Raw genomic sequence first — 21,567 nt, forward strand, 5'->3', positions numbered from 1 at the left:
ATATTAAAATACCTACTATTAAATAAAAACAACATATAAAACAAATGCCTCTATAATTTATTATAAATTTCGCACAATGTCAATGGTAAATCTATTTATGAAATAAAAAGAGCACCTATCTCTAGGTGCTCTTTTTATATATTCTTTTATTTCCACTCTAATATTTTATCTAAAAAGTTTTGTAGTTCTTTTGTTTTTGGTGTTGAGAACACCTTGCTTGAATCTCCCATTTCTTTTATCTTTCCACCTGATATGAATATAAGATTATCACAAGCTTGCCTTGCAAATCCCATTTCATGAGTTACTAGTATCAAATCTTTATTAGCCTTTTCTAATTCTAATATCATAGATAGTACCTGAGATGTAAGTTCAGGGTCCAAAGCTGTGGTAGGTTCATCAAGTAATAAAACCTCTGACTTTATAGCAAGTGCTCTTGCTAGAGCTACTCTTTGTTGTTGTCCCCCCGAAAGCTTTGAAGGCCTTTTATCTCTATGTTCACTTAGCTGAAATCTTTCTAAAAGTTCCTCTGCAATCTTTGTAGCATCTCCAACCTTAACCTTATGAATTTTATTTAATGGTAGTACTATGTTTTCTAATGAGGTGAGGTGTGGAAATAAATTATAGGCTTGAAAAACAACTCCTATAGACTTTCTATATTCCCTAATCTTTTTTTCATCAAATTCTACTCTTTTATTATTTATATATATTTCACCCGAATCCGGCCTTTCAATTCCTGCTATTATCCTAAGAATAGAAAAATATAAAAATTTGAACAAGTAAGGGTGTTCCCCTTATTATTTCAACATATATCTTCGAAAAATAATTTAACAGGAGTATCTTTGAATTTCTAAGGCTAGCTATTATAGTACCAATAACAAGACTTAATATAAGAGAAAAAAAGCTAATAACTATAGTCATCATAAAGCCTGTATAGAACTTATATCTATACCTTATTATCTTTGAAAAGTTGAAGGGATAATCTAGCCTTTTAAAAGAAATAAATACTATTGCCATTAGTAATATGATTACAATAGATACGTTAATAACCTTTTGTAAAAACCCTATTTCCTTATCCTTTTTTAACTGCAACCTTCTTACCTTTTATATTTAAATCTTTAACTTCATTAACTGTTGAATCTTTATTTATTAATAAAGTTAAATATGACTTGCTATAAGCATCAGAAAAATCTATGACCTCTTGTCTTTCTTTCGTAATAGTCAAAGAAGATAAAATCACATCTATCTTCTTTGATTGTAATGATGGGATTAACCCTGCGTAGGCCATATTTTCAATCCTAACAGGCCTTCCAAGGTACTCTCCAAGGTCTTTAGCTAAGTCCACACTTATACCTGAAGGATTCCCCTTCTCATCTGTAGTCTCAAAGGGCGGATATGCAAGTTCCATACCTATTACAAGTTCTTTATTTGCCTTATCTTCCTTTTTATCTCCTACACTTGAACATCCTACAAGTGAAATAGTAAGCACTAATGTTAATAACAAACCTTTAATTATCTTATTCATACTTATACCAATACCTTTCATAAATAAATTTTAACTTAATGACATTCTATACTTTTTAGTAAAAAAAGCAACTTTGTTTTTATCTTATTTTGTCTGATATACCACCATATTTATCCGATACGTCTTTAATATCAATATCAGAATTACCCTTTAAATATTTATTAAAATAATTGAGTTCAAAATCTTGTTGGATACTAGCTCCTTCCCTTCCATCCAACTTTCCTGAAAAGTTAAAATACTTAATCAAAGGTGAATACATATACATCATGGAAAAGTCAAGATGTGTTGTTCCATTAAGCTGATAAGCCTCGCCCTTTACATTACTATTATCTAAAAGAAAACCTAGATTGCTATTATTTGGGCCTTGTTCCCACTGTCCACTCCTTAGAAATAATCCTTGGATATTAAGTCCGCTTTGAAGCTCATCTTTATTAATTGGCTCTACCCATGCATCTAAACCCATAACAGCCTTTACTCTTTCATCTCTTAATGCTGCTAAAACTGATGCTCCTCCACCTGTTGAGTGACCAAGCAGTCCGACATTTGAAGTATCTAATTTGCCTTTAAAGATACTTTCATCTTTTCCTAATTGAAATTGTTCTACTTTATCTAAAGTTAATATAATATCTCTTTCATAGGTCTTTATTAAAGTATTACCATAATCTAAAAAGTTTGGCACATCACCATTTGGTAATGCCTTTTGATTAAAATAATTTACTTCTCCGTCTTCAAAAACTACTGCTGCAGATCCAAAGGTATGATCTATTCCTATAACCACATATCCATTACTAGCAAGCATCTCCTCTACATCTGTATGAAGGTTTCTAAAACCTGTCCAACCATGGGATACTATAACTACAGGATACTTTTCCTGGATCTCTTTTATAGGTGCACCTTTATAGGAATTTGACTTGACAAGAGCTGTATGTGTAAGTAGAAAGTGAGGTAATCCCATAACTTTTGAGACTCCCTTTGCAACTGGAACGCCATCTTCTAGCCAAGGTACCCTACTATAACCCTTTGTATTTTCTGCTGGATACCAAATTTGTATCTTTATCCTTCTATTTTTATCAGTATTTTCACTATAAATCGCCTTTGTGTAAGGATCTGTAACCTCATAGGTTAAAGTTCCTATTTCATATTTTCCTGTAGGTTTTGAGATGTTATATACGGGTAATATAATTGCTAAAATTAAAGTTATTACTAGGGTAATTATAGATAAAACTATAACAACTGTCTTAATCTTAGGGTGAGTTATAAAAGTATATTCTTTAAATCTTCCCATAATAACAAGCACTCCAATTATAATATATATTAGTATTAAGATATATAGTGGATACAACTGCCATCTTGTCCTCTCAATAACATAATGTAGTAAAAACACTATTGGCAATAGCAACGTGAAAAATGCTATAACGCCTACTTTCCTAACCTTATATAATTTCATTAAAACTATATATACTACCATAGATATAAATAATATTACCTCAAAAAATCTCATAAACACCATTCTCCCTCAAAAGTCTTTAGACTTTAATATAATAAATAAAATTTAATTTCGAACAAATCATTGTACAAGCTTAAATTTAATTAAATTATATCATACATCACTTATTGTCGCTAGTAATAATTTTTATCCTTTAGATTTATAATAAGCTTAAAAATAGCTATAAGTATATTATAAAAAAACACCTGCTAAAAATGCTTAAAAGCAATCTTTATTAGGTGTTTTTACTTTATTATTTATATAATTATTAGTTTTACTTAGTCTTTTCCCATGTCAGATCATAATTTACCTTTTTATCATTTCCAGAATAAACAAGGATATAGTATTTACCCTTCCCTAAAGTTTCTTCGCTATAAGCTACATTTCCGTCTGCATACTTTGGATAACTTATATAATTTACTAAGTCACCATCTTTATATAATAGATAAGTTAAATTATCATTTTGTGATTTATTCAAAGATATTTTTATATTTGAATTCTCATCTACATTAAAATAGAAAATATCCTCGTCTCCATTTTCAACTGACCCTTTTATACTTATTTTATTCAATACTGGACCATTTGCATTTTCAAAGTTATTATTAGGTTCTATTTCTGTAATCAATGGATCTGGATTTGGATTATTAGAGTTCTTATTTACATTTACCTTTGTTGTATTAATAGCATCCATTCCCATATCATCAACTACCTTTAACGTTACAGTGTATTCTCCTTCTTTTGTGTAAACATGAGTAGGGTTTTTTTGATTACTTGTTTTGTTGTCACCAAAATCCCATTCATATTTAACAATATTTCCATTTTCAGTTTTTGATCCTTCACTAGAAAAATCAATAGCTTTTCCTATTTCCCCTGAGTAAGGTCCGTTAATTTGCGATACAGGTTTTGATGGCTCAACACTTCCGTTACTCTCTGATAAGTATCCTCTAAATACAATATCAAATTGATAGTGGTAATTTTCATCAAGTCTCCAGTTAACAAAATAACTTGTAGTTGTTTTATAACCACTCCAGCCCTTTTCATCTAAAGCTTTTAAGTAGTTATTAGCAACTTCCGACATTTTCTGAATATCTAGAAGCTCTCCGTAATAGTATTCTCCTGTATAAGTTCCTCTAACTTCAAAGGTATTGAAAAATTGAGACTTACTTTCTGTGGCCTTAATATCTCTTATTCCACCTAAACTTTCTATATCTCTTTTAACTTCCTGTAATGACCTATTTGAATGTTCTTTAATGTAATCATCAGATACTAGTGGAATTGTAAACTTATCGTAGTCATTATATAACTTGCCCATAAACTCTTGATATCTTCCATTTAGACTATAATCATTCTTCAATGTTTGTACATATTGATCAAAACCTTTAATATCATTCTTCATTAAATAATCTTTTAGCTTAGAATACTTTTCAAAATCATGATTTATAAAGTAATTCATCAAATAATAAGCATATGAGTAGAACTCGAATCCATCATTATAGCCTGAATTTAAAGTCTTTTCCACAGAATATCTTTGTTCTATAGGTCTCCACATTAGATTAGAAACCATTGATTTTCTTGTTTTTATACCTTCTGTACGTGAAGATCCAGCATAAAGTTCTGCCTCTCCCTCTTCATACCATGTTAATCTATCATTAGCATGTATAGAGCCTCCCCATAAACCAGGAACTACATATCTTCCTTGAAGATAATGCGTAAATTCATGTCTAAATAACTCTTCTAGGGTATATATACTTTCTTCTTCAGTTCTTTCATAGGTATAGAAAGTCCCATCTTGTTCAATATACATTCCACCATTTTCAGTATTAAGTCCATTTAGTGCATAGTTCATTCTATATTCTCTTGGGCTATTATAAATAACAATGCTAAGAACTTCATCTGCATTACCGTCCTCTAAAGCTTTGTCCTTCCCAATATTTCTAAAGTATTGGGCACTTACTTCTTTTGATGCCCAATATAACCTCTTTACCTTTTCTTCTGTAACATCTGCTCCAGCTCTTATTATGACTTTGCTATTATCAAATTTATATGTTTTTGGATAGTACTTGTTTTCACCTTCTGTTCTTATCTTTTCCATATCAAGTATATTTCCATCTGCATCAATGCCTTTATACTCGTTATTTATACCATTTACAGCTTCGAAGAATTGTTCTCCTAAATATTCTTGCGATTTTAATGATTTTGTAATTGTTTCTACACCTTTTTTAGGATTCGAGTGAAACTTTCCGAGAGTTGCAATGGTATATATCCCATTGTTAACAAGCCAGCCTGTATCATCATTTATTTGTGTTTCTAAAGCAATCTTTTCTATTTCATTAATAAATCCATCAATTTTTCCACCCCACTTGGTTTTTAATGGATCCACTCCTTTGTTTTCATATCGAATATAAGAACCTAAATCATATTCAACGCCTCTTAGAATACTATAGATAGCCTTACCTTTGCTTTTAATTTTAGCATTTTCTAATAAGTCTTTATTAAATTGATTCATAACAGGTGTAAAGCTAGCTACAAGTTCACCATCTGAGGATGCGTTTCCTATAAGAGCTCCTGCAGCATTAACTACTTCATCTTGAACTTTAGTACCTAATTTAAAGTTTGGATTAGCAACTATTTGCTTTAAAGCTGGTATAGATTTATCTTTATATTCCCTTGTATTCAAATAGGAAAGTTCAGAATTGTAAAACCCCAAATAATATCCTGCTCTTAAAACCTCTACTAATGTAGGGATTCCTTTATCATCATCTTCCGTAAACTGATTCCCTCTTGTGTACAGTCCATTGATAATAGCTTGTACCCTATCCTTACTACCAAAAAACTGTGTAGATCCAGCACTTTTTTCAAACAACCCAGGGATTTGTTCCCATTGAATTGTAGCTAAAGTATTTACTAAGGTTTCATAATTAAGAGAATTTAGTTCACTAAAAGAATAGCTTTTTGATACCTCTTCATTTCTCTCTAAATTTCTTTGTAAACTTTTTTCTGGTAATTTAGATTCTGGTTCCTCTGAGTTTTCTAATAGCATGTCCATAGGCAATAGTACTTGGCTTTGCTTTGACATTTGTAATTCTTTTTGTTTGTTTTTTAGGTTAACATCGCTAGATGAAGTCTTTAAGTCTTTTTCCGTTAATAAGTCCTTGGAGGGATACGCATATGCTTTTCTAGTTTGTAAATTAAGTCCGGCAGAGATTTGGATAACTAATGCTGCTGAAACAAGAGCTGAAAGCAATCTTTTTTTCATAAATCAGCACTCCTTCTTTTTTATTTTCTTATTGTTGATAACTCGTCGGAATATTCTCACTACTCCTCATTTAACAATATCATGTTAAATTATGTTAGTCAAGCATTTATATCCATACTTTTCTATTTATTTTTTGATACTACTCAATATAGTATGATAATATTGTTTTATTAAGTAATAAACAGAGTTTGTTCCGTTAAGATTATGTATTATACCTTTATATTTATTTATATAATATATTTTCAAAATCAATAATTAAAATAGTTAAAATAAAAGGTGCCAGCAACGTCTTTTATTTTTTTGACTTTGCTGGCACTATACTTAAATTATTCTACAATTTTGAACCAACCTTGTGTATTCATAATCGTATTCCAAAGTGGTTCTGGTATTTTTAATAATTCTCTATCACTTTTCTTTAAGTTAGTACGTATTTCTGAGCTCTTACCCATTTCAACTTTCGTCATCCAATCTGGTTCCATAATTATTTCTCTACCAAGAGATAAGAATTCCACCCCTGTGTCTAGTGCCTTTATTGCATCATCTGCTGTATATATGGATCCAACTCCTATAAGAGGTAGCCTACCATGAATCTGATTTAATATTTTAGTTATGATAGGTTCTACATTTGATTTATCTCTCATAGACCCTTGCCAAAAATCTGATAGCGAAGCATGTAAGTAACTTAACCCTTTGATCTTGCCTTATAATAATCTAATTCTGCTATGGAGGTATTACTATCACCTTCCTATATATATTTAAATACTTACTTGCTTATAAAACTTTGAAGAAATACTTTTATAAGCTTTTCTGTTTCCTCTTGCAATGAGTAATTCCCCTCATAAAAACACCAGTCAAAAACCATGCCTCTGCCTATACGCATGCAATCCCATGATAACTTAGTAGCATCTGTTGTAGATAAAAACTCACCAGAAGCCACCCCTTTTTCAATTGCCTTTCTAATGGCATCATAAGGATATCGAGTTGATTCTATTGAGTACTTTGAAGGTGAAGTAATACTATGCTTAAATATATCTGCCATAAACTTATATCCAAGATCCTCAAATGACTCCATTGCTATTTGAAAGATTTTAAGGATTTTATCATAACTGTTGTCATATTGAAGTGACTCTACACGCTCCTCAACCAATAAATCTATTTTCATATAAGCATTCTCAATTATATTTTCTTTTGACTGAAAGTAATGATAAAAGGCTCCTGTTGAAATATTAGCCCCTTCACAAATATCTGAAATTTTAACAGCATCAAATCCATGAATTTTAATTAATTCCATAGCTTTTTCAGTAATTTTTAATTTTGTAACCATAGCTTGCTTTTGTCTACTTGTTAATTGTTTCATTTGTCAATTAGTCCCCTTTCAACTTTATTATATCATCATATTTTTATTAAATAAAAGTAATAACCTTAAACTTTATGTTTTAAACCTCAAACGTTCTTTTGTCCATCATTTAACCATATATGTTTATAATACAGAATATTTGATTTAGTTTGTTAAATCATTGACAATCCAGTTATAAAGTGATATTCTTTAATTAGAACGTGATTCGGTGAAATCAGTTCTGTGTAAATATCTAATAATTTTGCATTAGCAAAATTACATATTAAAAGGGGGTACAATAAATGCATTATAATGTAATTATTATCGGTGCTGGTAACGGTGGCCTGTCTTCCGCTACAAAACTTTCACTAAAGGGAAAGAAAGTTCTTGTTTTAGAAAAACATAACGTCCCTGGTGGGTGTGGAACAAGTTTTAGACGTGGTCGTTTTGAATTCGAGGTGGCGTTACACCAACTAAGTTCAATGGGTAGCAAAGAAAATCCTGGCCCACTACGCAAGCTTTTCACTGAATACGGTATTGAAGATAAAATAGATTGGGTTCCCATAGAATCTTTATACAAAATCAATCTCCCAGGTGGGTTTGAACAATCCTTACCTGCAGATAGAGAAGGCGCTGAACAAGCCCTTTGTAAACGTTTCCCGCTAGAAAAAGAAAATATATTGAATTATTTTAAAACTATTTTTACATTTAGTGATGAAACAGAAATGTTTATGAAAATGCAAGATAAATCATCTGGAGAGCCTGGAACTTTAAAAAAGTTTATTACAAAAAGCTTTTTTAGAAAGAAGTTCCCAACACTTGCAAAATACGGTCTACGTAGCTCGCAGGATGTACTAGATGAGTTCTTCCAAAGCAAAGAGTTGCAGTTATGCTTAAATGCATATTGGTGTTTCATGGGAATGCCACCAAGTAGATTCCCATTTTCTATATTAGCTCGTTGTACAACTATTTATATTTCAGATAAACCTTACTATTTACGTGGAGGTTCACAGGTAATCTCCCAGGCTTTAGCAGATGTTATTCGTAAGAATAGTGGGGTTATAAAATATAATTGTGGCGCTAAACAAATTGTTATAAAAGATGGGGTTGCTGTTGGTGTAATTGATGATGAAAACAATGAATACACCTGTGATACCATTATCTCAGGTATTTCACCTATTGATACCTATTTTAAATTAATAAAACCCGAGGATTGTCCTATTAGTGCAAAGGAATACTTAAGTAGTTACACCGTTGGTATTTCAGCTCTTACCTGCTTTATTGGTTTGGATTGTTCTCCTTCTGAAATTGGGTTTACTGATTCATTTAACTTAATTTATGCCGATACAGACTGTAATGAAGCATTCCAAAATTCTTATAAGCTAATGCCAGATAAGGATCCTCTTATTACTACTTGTTATACAATAGACGATCCAAGCCTTAGTCCAGCGGGTACAAGTATTATTACAGCAGGAGCACTAAAATACGGTAAAGCTTGGATGGAACTCTCTTCAGATGAATATTATGAAACAAAATATGAGGCTGCTAATATTGTCATCAATCGTTTAGAAGAAAAGTTTCCTGGTATACGATCTCATATTGAAGAAATTGAAGTTGCAACGCCTTTGACACATATGCGTTATCTTCATCATCCAGAAGGGGCCATTTATGGTTTTGAACAGGATTTAAAATCTTCAGTTTACTTCTTCCCACGAGATAATCAAGTTGAAAACTTAACATTTTCAAATGGTTGGGTAAATATTTGTGGCTTTGGTCCAAATTATATGTATGGTAATACTGTTGCAGATGAAATTTTAAGTGAGGTGTAAATAATATGAGTAATATGAAAGAGCTAATTATAAGACAAATGGATAATGGTCCTAAAACACTTATGGATATTGAAATAAGTAGAAAAAACGGTAAAGATTATCGACTTGAGAATGGTCGAAGTGATAAAATCGTTAGTAGACTTCATACCGATAATCTTAAACTAGTAGTATCTGAAATAATTGAAATTAATAAGGATGCAAAGACCTTTCGTTTAGTTTCAAAAGAAGGATTACTACCTGTATTTCAAAGTGGTCAGTATATAAATATCTTTGTAGAAATTCATGGAATTTTAACCAGTCGTCCGTACAGTATTTGTTCTTCTAATAGGCAACATGCTTATTATGAGATTACAGTTGCTCGTATTGCTTCTGGTTTTGTATCAGATTACTTTATAGATAAGGTAAAGGTTGGCGATGAATTTACAGCTAACGGTCCAGCAGGAGCATTTCACTATAACCCCGTGTTCCACAGTAATAAATCAGTGTTCATAGCTGGTGGAAGCGGAATTACTCCTTTTATGAGTATGTCTCGTGAGGTTCTAAATGCAGGACTAGATAGAGAAATTCATTTGATTTATGGTTGCCGTAATGAAGATGTAGTGTTATTTAAAGATGAGCTAGTTAATATGGCTAAAAGACACAGTAACTTCACGTTTTCATTAGTGCTTTCAGACCCTTCTAAAGATTATTCAGGCCCTACTGGATTTATTGATGATGCCTGTATTAAAAAACTAGTAGGAAATATACAAGACTCTACCTACTATATTTGCGGACCTCAAATAATGAACGATTTTGTTTCCAATGCACTTTTGAGACTAGATATAAAGCCTAGAATGATTCGTAGAGAAATGTTCGGTAGTAGACAAGATATTCAAAATGAGCCCGCTTGGCCTACTGAATTAACAGGAAAAGAAACCTTTACCATTACTATAAATAAAGGCAAAAAAATACCTGCAACTTCAGGTGAATCTTTATTAACAGCTCTAGAACGTTCTGGTGTTCGTGTTAATGTATGCTGCCGCAGCGGTGAATGCAGCTTATGCAGAATACAATTAGTATCTGGAAAAGTATTTATGCCACGAGGTGTTTTACTAAGACATGCTGACGAAAAGTTTGGATATATACACTCTTGCAAGTCATATCCTATCTCCGATTTAGAAATTCAACTCTAAAAAGTTTAAGGAGGATTTAACCGTGAATGAATTAACAAATAAGCCTTGGTTTAAAAATGTAAACCCTTTTATTTTACTTGTTTTGCTCACTGCCTTAATGACAGCTTTGTCAATCCTTACATCTTATCAGCCAATATGGGCCAATGTGCCCATTAACATTATTCTGCCTATTGTGGTTTTATTAAAGTTAAAAACTGTATTCTTTGAAAGATTAAAATTATCTACATTGTTATTAATGCGTGCATTGATCATCTTTTCAGTTTTAAATGTATTTCCTGGAGATTTATATGTAAAAATTGTATTGATATTTTTATGTATTAATATCCTAGAAGCAACCTTAACGGATCTTAAACGCAAAAAATACTGTAATGTAGTTACTGGAATAGCACTTATAGCAAGTATATTCTTTATTAATATTGAATGGCTAGATTATTACTATGTAGCAAGTTCTAAGAGCTCCCTTGGAATGGTTTTTTGGATCATTGCTTATACTCTTTGGAACTGGATCTTTGTCACCAATGAGTTTAAACCATCTATTGCTAAGTTTCATCTAGGGGTACTCGCAGCGCCCATATTAGGTGTTATATTTAATTTTAATCCTGCACTTTGGTTAATTTTTAGAGGCAACTCATTAACTATTGCAGGTATAATTCAAATCTCAAACAAAGAGTATCTTGAAAACAAATTTTCAAGTGAAAACTTCTCTAAATTTGTTCAGACTACAGCTAAAAAGAGTATACAAATTACTCTAATGATAATTAATCTTTCACTATTACTAGGTATGGTTATAATTTCATTATCATAAACTTATATAAGGAGGATTTGTTATGTTTCTTTTCGATAAAATTCCATGGTATTCTGCATTAATAGCGCTTATATTATTAGCTGTATTAATTTTAATTAATGAAGTAACAAGAAAAAATAAATTATGTTCCATATCTATATATATTATACTACCTATTGTATTAACCTTTGTTGTTTGGCCTAAAACAGCAGGAGCTGGCACTTCAGTTGGGTATTGGTTTCCTTGGGTTAAGGTTTACTCTTCACTTGCAGGGGTTATAGGGTTTATGGCCTTACGATATATAAAAGGCTTAGATAAAAATAAACTTATGCTAATATTTCCACCTTTCATTTTAGCCGTGAATATTTTAGAGGCTGTATATCGTGACTTTCAATGTTTCAATATTCAAGGTGTTGAACACGGTCTAATCATGATTGGTGGTCCTTGGAATATAATTAACGGTATCGCAGGTATTTTAAGTATAATTACACTCACAGGTTGGTCTACAATTTTCATTTCAAAAAACAAAGGGAAAGATATGATTTGGCCAGATCAGCTATGGTTTTGGATTATAGCCTATGACTTATGGAATTTCTCCTACATTTATAACTGTATTTCAGATCGCTCATTTTATGTAGGCTTTATTCTACTTCTATCCTGTACAATTCCTGCCTTTTTTGTAAAAAAAGGTGCATGGCTACAACATCGTGCTCAAACCTTAGCATTATATGCAATGTTTTCTCTTACAATACCAACTTTTGCTGATTCATCTATGTTCGCAGTAAAATCTTCGCATAATAGGAATGCCTTACTTTTTATTAGTATTTTGTCTTTAGTCGCAAATGCAGGCATCTTAATTTATGAAATTAAACGCATAAAACAATATAGATTAAACCCATTAAAGGATGACATATATTCTGATTTAAAAGCATATAAAGATGTCATTTCTGAAAATAAATAATATTTTTATACCTATTTAAGATAAAGAGGACTTTGTTTATATGTTTTAAAACAAAGTCTTCTTTCATTTAAACATATAAACTTCTCATGTTTTCAATGGCACTTTTTATTTCTTCTCTAAATTCTATTGGTTCTATAACTTCTACAGCACTGCCTTGACTTAAAATCCACATCTTTATGCCTGTACCAAACATCTCAGTTTCTATCATATACTCTCCTTGATTTTCTTCTAAAACCTTGGCATTTGGTAGCCTATCTAAGACAGCTTCTAAAGAATTACCAGTGAATTTAAATCGTATCTTTTGAAGATTACCTGTTTGCATAAATTGTATAAGCCTTCTAAACTTTCCATCCTCAAATCTACTACTATATTCTATAGGAAATTTTCTATTCGCATTAGAAAAGCTTCCTATTCTATCTACCCTATAAATGGTTGGAAACTTATATTCCATACCCTCTATAAGTGCAGCTAAGTAAAAGTAGTATTCTGAAAACATTATGCTTAATGGTTTAATATTTCTCTTAGTTGCTTCACTTTCTAATTTACCATGCTTACTTAATTTAAAGTACTCTATTTCAATTATATCCTGATTATTAATAGCAATGCTAAGTTCCCATAACTTATCTATTAAAGGCTTACCATGGCCCGTAGGAACATAATTGAATAGCTCATTTGCTATGATATTTTCCACTATATCCTTATCCTTAAGGAACCGACTACATACAAGCTTATTTACAACCTTTTCCATTTCTTCTTTAGAAAATCCTTTGCTTTCAAGAAGCACTTTGCATATTGATAAGATATCCTTTTCATCTAAAATCTTTGTATCTTTATATTCTATCTCATAAACGCTCTTTTTTCTGTTGTAGATTATCTTATTGTCTATGTACTCTTCTTCAAAATAGTTGTTTAAATCCTTTATATATCTAGTTACAGTTCTTTCACTTACATTAAACTTATCTATAATATATCCTTTAGTAAATCCTTCATTATTCTTTACTTTGCTATACATATGCAATAGCACTGACGATTTAAACCTTTCCATAATCACCGTTCCTTCTTATTTAAATCATTACTATATATTAATTAGATTTCTTATTACTATATATAACTTTATTACTATACATACTCTTATCGGCATTATGCAGTAACTCTTTAATACTTAATGGACTTTCACTACTATATTCCGAAAATCCATAGCTTAAACTAATATTATAGTTATAGTAAGTTTCTTTGTTCAATTTATTTATCTGTTCATCAATCCCACTCCACAGTTTGTTAGCATCATCTATTTTAGTATTACAAAATACTATAACAAATTCATCTCCACCAATTCTCATTAAAATATCAGTTTTCCTTATAGACTCTTTTAAAGTTTTACCTACATCTTTTAGGACCTTGTCTCCCTTTGTATGTCCAAAATTATCATTTATATACTTAAATCCATCAATATCTACAAAACATATAGTTATGCTTGTACCGTTAATTTTGGATATTTCTATTTCTTTTTCGAGCAAACTTAAACCTGCTCTTCTATTTAGTAGTTCTGTTACAGCATCTCTACTCGCATAATATAAACTTTCCTTAAGCTTTTCCTCAAGTTCTAATATAATTTCATCTTTTGCTTTTATAGATTTCAAAAGTAACTTTATGTCCATATGCTCATAATTCATATTCCTAGCCTCCAAATCCATTATTGTAATATTATGTTATTACCATAATACAACTTCTAATATGACAAGGACTGTCCTTTTAAAAATATACCCTATAAAGAAGATTAGTTTATTATCTACTCTATAGGGTATATCTTATGCTTTAATATTTATTATTTATTTTCTTCTACCACTTGTTTGTATGCTTTTGGATCGTGAGTAGTAGGTACTGGAGCTATACGATCCACAAATGATGGAACTGTCATAACAAACATAATCCATAGTCCAAGGGTTTGTGCTCTATGTTGTAACCATGCTCCCTTTTTGATGAAAAAGGCTGGTATAGTACAAGAAAGTAGCAACGCTAAACCACAGTAAAATGAATGGTCCGCTATACAATTATAAGTATAGGCAAAGTTCCATAAATCGTAAGCTATTATCCAAGGCCATATCATATCTTTTGTTTTATCTTTAGAAACAAAAATACCTACCCAACCACAAATAGCTATGATATTAAGTATTCCTGCTATACCATTCATAATATTCCAAGGACCTGACATCACCCAAAGATTGTCCACATAAGCCCCATTCCATGCTCCATATGTAAAGCATTGGAAGTCACGAATAGCTGCTTCAAAAATATTAATTGCTAAAATTAAAGGTGGAAAGCATAGTACCCATTTCTTTTTAGCTACTGCTGGTATGTATCTTATAGCCATAAATCCAAGGCATCCTGCTAATGCTGAATATGTCTTTACCTAGTTAAACCAAGTTCCTGTTCCATATTCATTCCCTGGTGCTGCCGTTGTTGGCCAAACGAATATAGTTAAAATTATAGGAACAATTAAAAAGAGTATGATCCCCCCATTTTGTAGAACGGCCTAATTCATTAAATGCCATCAAAGCAAATAAAACAAAAACCCAAAGACCCCAATTAGTAAGACTTGTTGTTTGATACAAAAAACCCACAAAAATCCCCCCATAAAAATAATATTTGACATGATTTTAACGCTTACACCTATCATAAATAACTTTGCACGTAAATACTTGCAATATTCATGTCTCTTTTTCTTGTAAGCATCCTAATATTATGTTACACTAATCCCTTTAGGTCAAATTATGGAACCACTCCATTACACCCTAAAGATTGAATTTAGTGTATAATAGCTCTTTACGGAAGATTACATTAAATTCTTTATAAATATAGATCTTTTAAACCACAATTCCTCTTAATAGTTCATATACTCAAAATATGCTAACTTTAGTCTTCTGCTCTTAATATATTTATATCTTTTCCTTCCATAATCCTGTTCATATTTCTCATAGAGCACATTTTACCACACATAGTGCAACTATCTTCATGTTCTGGAGTAGACTCCTTTCTATATCTCCTAGCCTTTTCCTCATCTAAACTTAAGGCAAATATTTCTTCCCAGTCTAGTCTTTGCCTAGCTTCACTTATCTTTAAATCCCACTTTTCTGCTCCTTCTACGCCCTTAGCTAAATCACCTGCATGCGCTGCTATCTTTGAAGCTATAATTCCTTCCTTCATATCTTCTAATGTAGGTAACCTCAAATGTTCTGCTGGGGTTACATAACATAAAAAATCTACTCCGTGACTTGCAGCTATAGCTCCACCTATTGCTGAGGTTATATGATCATATCCTGGTGCTATATCTGTAACTAGTGGTCCTAGTACATAAAAGGGTGCGCCATAACAAAGTTTCTTTTCTAAAAAAACATTTGATTCAATTTCATTTAATTTCATATGCCCTGGACCCTCTATTATTACTTGTACATTTTTATCCCATGCTCTTTTAGTTAGTTCTCCGAGTACCATGAGCTCTGCTATTTGTGGTGCATCTGTTCCATCTGCTATACTTCCAGGTCTTAAAGCATCCCCTAGACTTATGGTCATATCATATTCTTCACATATATCTAATAATTCATCGTAATTCTCATAAAAAGGATTTTCTTTATTATTTAATTCCATCCATGCATAAAGCAAGGATCCACCTCTTGAAACTATATTAGTAACTCTTTTATTTTTCTTAAACACCTTAGCTGTATCTCTATTTAGTCCTACATGAATAGTGACAAAGTCCACACCATCTTCACCATGTTTTCTTACAACATCTAAGAATTCTTTTTCTGTAATATCTTTTAATTCCTTATCATAAAACCCTACTGCATCATATATTGGAACAGTACCAATCATAGCTGTAGACATATTTACCAGTTTATTTCTAAACTCTTTTGTCTTTCCAAAGGAACTTAAATCCATGATTGCTTCTGCTTTCATATCTATTGCACTTCTTACTTTATCTAGTTCTATATCTACATCAGGGCAATCTCTAGAAATACCAAGGTTAACATTTATCTTAGTCCTCAAACCTCTACCCACACCTTCTGGATCTAAAGCCTTATGATTTTTATTCGCTGGAATAACTATATGTCCTTTTGCTATTCTATCCATTAATATTTCTATATCCATATTTTCTTTCTTACTTACTATTTCCATCTCTTTAGTTATAATTCCTTTTCTTGCAGCATCCATTTGAGTTGTATAGTTCATTTTTGTATCCCCCTTTTATAATATTTCCATAAAAAGTTTATTGCTCTTCATTATTCTAGTTATATTTGTTTTTTCACCCCCTTTAGAAAAACAAAAAAACTGTATACCAATAAAAGTATACAGCAAAATACAAGTCCTCTAGCTACATCCCTTCGTTGGCATTATCCATATCAGGTTCTTAGGGTCAAAAATAACATTTCTATCTCAGCCTATTAATATAAGCTCCCCTTACAAATATATATTCACTTTTTGTTTCTCTATACAAAACATATCATATAATCATAATATTTACAACTAATTATTTCATAATTTTTGAATATCTCCTATAATAAAGATACCCAAGTATACCCCATAAAACTGTTAAAATCATAGATGGTCTACTTAATCTCCCTGGTGATCCTGGTATTATAAGTAGCCCTACAAACACAAGACTTATAAGTGCTCCAAATGCTGAAAGATAACTATTTGAACCTTTTGAATTCTTAAACCCAATATAACATACATAAAAATATGCTATTGCAGATAGTAATGAAGACATATCCACAATGTATATAATAGCTTCTCTCCCAAACCAAGGTGCTATTAGACTAATTAAGACTACGAATTTAACCCCATTTTGAAATACACCTTCATGATTTTTCTTCTTATATTTTGTTGGAATAAGTCCATATATAGATAAAGCTCCTATTAGCTTACTACTTCCTAACATAAACCCATTTATTCCACCTGCTACTGCACCTGCAAGGGATATTATCAATAACATGAACCCTAAGTATCCCATATTATCAAGTACAGCAGAACCTAAGGCCCACTCTTCTAGTAAGGCTGTCTCTTTAGTATATACAAGCCCCGTTGTAATATTTAATAAGTTATAAAAAAGCACCCCAGCAAATATTGCTATTATAGCAATCCTCGTAGCTTTTGGTGCTTCAAAGTTAAGCTCTGTAGATACCTGTGGTATTACATCAAACCCAACAAACAAGAATGGAACTATAGAAAAAACCTTTGCCACTTCAGCAATATTTAGCTTATAGTTAATAATATATGTATCCTTAATTAAACTATGATCTGTGTTTATTATCATAAAAGCAAAAACTATGATTACATTTATAACCATAAGTAATATTAATATGTTTTGTATCATAGAACTCAAGCCTAAGCCCTTAGTATTTATATATGCAAACACCAAAATTATTAAACTTGCAATAATAATTTCTGACAAATATACAGGATAACCTGCTACTTTATATAGATATATGAAATCTACTTTAGCTCCAAATAATTTCTTAATTACCAGCACAAAGGCTGTAGCATTAAGTGGAACCATGCTTATATAGCACAAAGTCAAAGACCATCCTACTACAAATCCATTAGCCTTACCTAGGTTTTTATAAGTATAAGAGAATTCCCCACCATCTTCATGATGCCGCTCCATCATAATGTGATACCCTTTTTGTATAAAAATAATAGCAAAGCCACCAAGTATTAACCCGATGGCTGTGCTTATAATACCACTTTCATGGAGAAACTTTGAACCTGGTAAGGTGAATGACCCCCATCCAATAATAGACCCTAATGCTAATGTTAATATGTCTATTTTGTTCAACTTTTTTCTCATAAAATCAATCCTTAATTAAAGTTATATTCTGTAAGTATCTTTTCTCTTCCTGTTACTTGATCTTCATAATATTCGTAGCAGCAAATCCCTAAATAAGAACCCGATATGTTTATTACATTGTTATACCCAAGATTTTGAAGTGCCATTACTGCATTATAACTTCTTTGACTTGAACGACAATGTAGATACACTGGCTTATCCTTTGGAATTTCATTAAGTCTTCCTCTAATTTCACTAAGTGGAATATTTAATGCATTGTTAATGTGTCCTTCTGCATATTCGTGAGCTTCTCTTACATCTAAAATAAACTCACCATTTTCTACAAGTTCTCTAACCTTAGTTACTGGAACCTGTTTAAACTTGCCATACAATAGGTTAAGTGCTACTAAAGCTGCATAATTAACAACATCCTTAGCTGTTCCAAATAAAGGAGAATAGCATAATTCTAATTCTTTTAGATCTTCTAGTGTTCCGCCCATAGTAATCATAGTTGCTATAATATCAATTCTTTTATCTACGTTACCTTTACCTATAGCTTGTGCACCAAGTATTCTACCTGTTGGGTATTCATAAATTAATTTAAAGTGCATTGGGCTACTATTTTTCATTAAACCAACCTTATCTCCTGGAATTATATATACAAAATCATAAGAGATTCCTGCTGCCTTTGCTGACTTTTCATTCAATCCTGTAGATGCAGCTCCTAAATCAAATATCTGTACTACAGATGATCCTATTACCCCATTGTTATTATGATGAATATTATACATATTATCTGCTGCTGCCCTAGCTTGCCTTTGTGCAGGTCCTGCCAAAGCAAGTCTTGAAGGTTTATGTGTTAGTTTATTATATACCTCTATAGCATCACCCACAGCATAAATATCTTTATCATTAGTCAAATAATTATGGTCAACCTTAATTCCGCCAGTTACTCCAATTTCAAGTCCTGCCTCTTTAGCAAGGCTAGTTTCAGGACTAACACCAATTGCCATCACTACAGCCTTCGCGGATACCTTTTTACCTGACTGCAATTCTATAAAGTCTCCACTTATCTTCTTTACACCATCACTTAATATAAGCTTAACTCCCTTATCCATCATTTCCTTTTGGAGTATCTGAGCCATATCATAATCAAAAGGACTCATAACTTGATCAAGTGCTTCTATAAGACTTATATTTTTACCTGCTAATCGTAGGTTTTCTGCTACTTCCACACCTATAAATCCACCACCAATAACAGCAATATCCTCAATATTATTTTCATCAATATAACCTTTAAGCTTCTTTATATCTACTACATTTCTTACTGTAAATACATTAGGTCCTGTTATGCCCTCAATAGTTTTTGGTAATATTGGTCTAGCTCCCGGAGATAAAACCAATTTATCATAAGACTCTTCATATTCTTTTCCTGTAATCATGTCTTTAACTACTATTTTCTTCTCTTCTTTTTTTATTTTAGTAACTTCACTACTAACTCTAGCTTCAATATTATATTGATTTCTAAACTGCTCTGGACTCATTAAAACTAAATCATCACCATTTTCCACAATACCACTTAAATGAAATGGTAATGAGCAATTCGAAAAGGATACATGAGGTCCTTTCTCAAACATTATTATCTCTGCTGCTTCATCAATTCTTCGTGCTCTTGCCGCAACTGAAGCACCTCCAGCGACTCCGCCTATGATTAAAATTCTTTTACTCATAATAATTAGCCCTCCTTTAAGTTAACTTACTACTATCTAGACAACCTTTTAGCAAACATATTTCCTGCAATACCACCTAAAGTCATAAAAATTAAGAATACCCAGCCTGAAAGTGAAAAGTTTGCGATAGGTGTATATAATGCTCCAACGTTACATCCATTAGCAAATCTAGTGCCTAATCCCATGGTAATTCCACCTAGTGCATATAGTAATGAATCCTTTACTGTAATATTCATCTCAGACATAAAGGACTTGATAAACTTACCAGAAGTTAATAAATAAATAATTGTTCCTATAAGGATACCAAAGTTTTGTACTGAAACAGCATTCTGAAAGAATGGCTGCATATATGCCTTTGCAGGTATCTTTGTAAAGGACTGAAGTGACTCTGGTGAAACTCCAAATATCATCAAAAATTTACCAAACCAAATTCCATAAGGAGTAGATGCTCCCCAGCCGCCTTTAGTAACACCCATAAGTAAAGTGAACAATATGCTTATTACTACAGCGCCTTGAACTAAAGTCCATGGCTTTACAAATAGCCTATTATAAGTTTCCTTACTTAATAACTTATAGTTTTTTGTATCTAATACTTCCTTATTATCTTGTATTCTTTCCATAAAATGACCAGTATATGTGTTTTTGTTATTACGACCTTTTTCATAGCAATATGCTAAAAATACAACAACTCCACAAAATAAAGCTGTTAATATTAATGCACCTAAATATCCTTCAAGTCCATCCCATTTAAATAAATCAGGAAGGAACACACCACCTGCTAACTTTTCACCTACTGGTGTTGAAAACCAAGATTTTGATACCCAATCTGAAGTGTTTTGTATAGGAAATCCAAGAAATACACCCAGTCCAAAAAACACCAATGTGATAGAAGCTCTTGGTAAAGCTGTAATTAAATCTGTAAGCACTCCTGAAGCGCAGCAAGATGAAAATGCCATACCAAATCCAAATAATAATCCCCCCACAAGCAATCCAAGATTAATAGGATTAATCCAAAGATCATAGGTAGTAGGGTCTGCCTTAAATAAGAATGAAGTACTAAGTAAGGCGGATATAAAAAATAGAAACATAAGAGTCCTCATTAATTTTGTTGACCCTGTATTAAATGCGCGATTTATGCTTCCAGCAAATCCTGTATATGCTCTAGATAAAGTGTACCCAAACCCTACACCAACTAAAAGTCTAAAAAATAGCAAGTCTGTTTTTAAAAGTATTCCACCTAAGTATAATACTAATAAAATTACTACACCACCGAAAATTTGTTCATGTTTTTTCATAATTTTCTCTCCTTTATTATATAATGGATTTTGAATCCCGATTTGTTAATTAATTAACCGTTTCGACAATTATATCACAAATTCTACAAAAACTTAACGTTAATTTTTTACTCTTTTACTTATGTAATCGGTAACACGTAACATTTCTTAATAAACATTAAATACTATTATGTAACACCACTTAAAATTCCAATAAAATATTATTGTCATAGTTATTCTTTTTTTTTGCAAACAAAAAAAAGCCTGTCAAAGTGGATTTACTTCACTTCAATTAGCTCTTTCTTACAATGTTTTGTTAAATTAAAAATCTAGTCTATATATAACTTAAAAATGACTGAAATAACCTTTTATTTTAAATTCTTTCACTAGTTT

At 31.6% G+C, this 21,567-nt stretch carries 17 protein-coding genes, 1 pseudogene and 1 riboswitch; of the genes and pseudogenes, 4 read left to right on the top strand and 14 right to left on the bottom strand.

The window, feature by feature from the left end; all coding sequences use genetic code 11:
• Positions 1-146 precede the first annotated feature (146 nt).
• The 7 genes from DY168_RS09390 to DY168_RS09420 form a co-directional block, all read right to left on the bottom strand.
• The gene (locus DY168_RS09390) at positions 147-776 is read right to left on the bottom strand and encodes an amino acid ABC transporter ATP-binding protein (RefSeq protein ID WP_115641544.1); all 630 of its coding nucleotides are present in this window, start codon (positions 774-776) and stop codon (positions 147-149) included.
• Positions 745-1,089 carry an ABC transporter permease subunit gene (locus tag DY168_RS09395; protein ID WP_115641545.1) on the bottom strand — a complete coding sequence of 115 codons (345 nt, stop codon included), beginning with the start codon at positions 1,087-1,089 and terminating at the stop codon, positions 745-747. The genes DY168_RS09390 and DY168_RS09395 overlap by 32 nt, the downstream gene beginning before the upstream one ends.
• A complete protein-coding gene (locus DY168_RS09400; protein WP_115642466.1) occupies positions 1,070-1,522 on the bottom strand; it encodes a transporter substrate-binding domain-containing protein in 453 nt (150 codons plus the stop codon). Before DY168_RS09400 ends, DY168_RS09395 begins: the two co-directional genes overlap by 20 nt.
• Before the next feature lie 79 nt (positions 1,523-1,601).
• Positions 1,602-3,023, bottom strand: a complete 1,422-nt coding sequence (locus tag DY168_RS09405) for an alpha/beta hydrolase (protein ID WP_172556311.1) — start codon at positions 3,021-3,023, stop codon at positions 1,602-1,604.
• A 259-nt stretch (positions 3,024-3,282) separates the two neighbouring features.
• Entirely contained in the window at positions 3,283-6,264 is a 2,982-nt protein-coding gene (locus DY168_RS09410; protein WP_115641547.1) for a collagenase, read from the bottom strand.
• Positions 6,265-6,590: 326 nt separating this feature from the next.
• A complete protein-coding gene (locus DY168_RS09415; RefSeq protein ID WP_115641548.1) occupies positions 6,591-6,905 on the bottom strand; it encodes a beta/alpha barrel domain-containing protein in 315 nt (104 codons plus the stop codon).
• A 122-nt stretch (positions 6,906-7,027) separates the two neighbouring features.
• The gene (locus tag DY168_RS09420; RefSeq protein WP_115641549.1) at positions 7,028-7,621 is read right to left on the bottom strand and encodes a TetR/AcrR family transcriptional regulator; all 594 of its coding nucleotides are present in this window, start codon (positions 7,619-7,621) and stop codon (positions 7,028-7,030) included.
• A 281-nt stretch (positions 7,622-7,902) separates the two neighbouring features.
• Here DY168_RS09420 and DY168_RS09425 point away from each other — a divergent pair, with 281 nt between their 5' ends.
• From DY168_RS09425 to DY168_RS09440, 4 genes are read left to right on the top strand one after another with little or no spacing between them, the layout of a single operon-like run.
• The gene (locus DY168_RS09425) at positions 7,903-9,429 is read left to right on the top strand and encodes a phytoene desaturase family protein (protein WP_115641550.1); all 1,527 of its coding nucleotides are present in this window, start codon (positions 7,903-7,905) and stop codon (positions 9,427-9,429) included.
• A 5-nt stretch (positions 9,430-9,434) separates the two neighbouring features.
• On the top strand, positions 9,435-10,601 hold the full coding sequence (locus DY168_RS09430; RefSeq protein ID WP_172556312.1) for a flavin reductase family protein: 1,167 nt from the start codon (positions 9,435-9,437) through the stop codon (positions 10,599-10,601).
• 22 nt (positions 10,602-10,623) lie between these two features.
• Positions 10,624-11,406, top strand: a complete 783-nt coding sequence (locus tag DY168_RS09435) for a hypothetical protein (RefSeq protein ID WP_207658379.1) — start codon at positions 10,624-10,626, stop codon at positions 11,404-11,406.
• Positions 11,407-11,428: 22 nt separating this feature from the next.
• Positions 11,429-12,346 (top strand): DUF5692 family protein, encoded by a 918-nt coding sequence (locus DY168_RS09440; RefSeq protein ID WP_115641551.1) that lies wholly within the window; start codon positions 11,429-11,431, stop codon positions 12,344-12,346.
• A gap of 67 nt (positions 12,347-12,413) precedes the next feature.
• On the opposite strand, the gene DY168_RS09445 is transcribed toward DY168_RS09440, so the two are convergent.
• From DY168_RS09445 to DY168_RS09475, 7 genes and pseudogenes are all read right to left on the bottom strand, one after another.
• The gene (locus DY168_RS09445) at positions 12,414-13,391 is read right to left on the bottom strand and encodes a helix-turn-helix transcriptional regulator (RefSeq protein ID WP_115641552.1); all 978 of its coding nucleotides are present in this window, start codon (positions 13,389-13,391) and stop codon (positions 12,414-12,416) included.
• A 37-nt stretch (positions 13,392-13,428) separates the two neighbouring features.
• Positions 13,429-14,019 carry a GGDEF domain-containing protein gene (locus tag DY168_RS09450; RefSeq protein WP_172556313.1) on the bottom strand — a complete coding sequence of 197 codons (591 nt, stop codon included), beginning with the start codon at positions 14,017-14,019 and terminating at the stop codon, positions 13,429-13,431.
• A 152-nt stretch (positions 14,020-14,171) separates the two neighbouring features.
• Positions 14,172-14,858: pseudogene (locus tag DY168_RS09455) on the bottom strand (DUF5692 family protein).
• A 401-nt stretch (positions 14,859-15,259) separates the two neighbouring features.
• Complete coding sequence (thiC, locus tag DY168_RS09460; RefSeq protein WP_115641554.1) at positions 15,260-16,573, bottom strand: phosphomethylpyrimidine synthase ThiC; 1,314 nt, start codon at positions 16,571-16,573, stop codon at positions 15,260-15,262.
• A gap of 130 nt (positions 16,574-16,703) precedes the next feature.
• A riboswitch (TPP riboswitch) is annotated at positions 16,704-16,812 on the bottom strand.
• A gap of 59 nt (positions 16,813-16,871) precedes the next feature.
• Entirely contained in the window at positions 16,872-18,191 is a 1,320-nt protein-coding gene (locus DY168_RS09465) for an APC family permease (RefSeq protein ID WP_115641555.1), read from the bottom strand.
• Between the two features lie 11 nt (positions 18,192-18,202).
• Positions 18,203-19,900, bottom strand: a complete 1,698-nt coding sequence (locus DY168_RS09470; RefSeq protein WP_115641556.1) for an FAD-dependent oxidoreductase — start codon at positions 19,898-19,900, stop codon at positions 18,203-18,205.
• Positions 19,901-19,932: 32 nt separating this feature from the next.
• The gene (locus tag DY168_RS09475; protein WP_115641557.1) at positions 19,933-21,195 is read right to left on the bottom strand and encodes a YeeE/YedE family protein; all 1,263 of its coding nucleotides are present in this window, start codon (positions 21,193-21,195) and stop codon (positions 19,933-19,935) included.
• Between the last annotated feature and the right edge of the window lie 372 nt (positions 21,196-21,567).

The organism is Clostridium putrefaciens (assembly GCF_900461105.1).
GTDB classification, from domain to species: domain Bacteria; phylum Bacillota; class Clostridia; order Clostridiales; family Clostridiaceae; genus Clostridium_L; species Clostridium_L putrefaciens.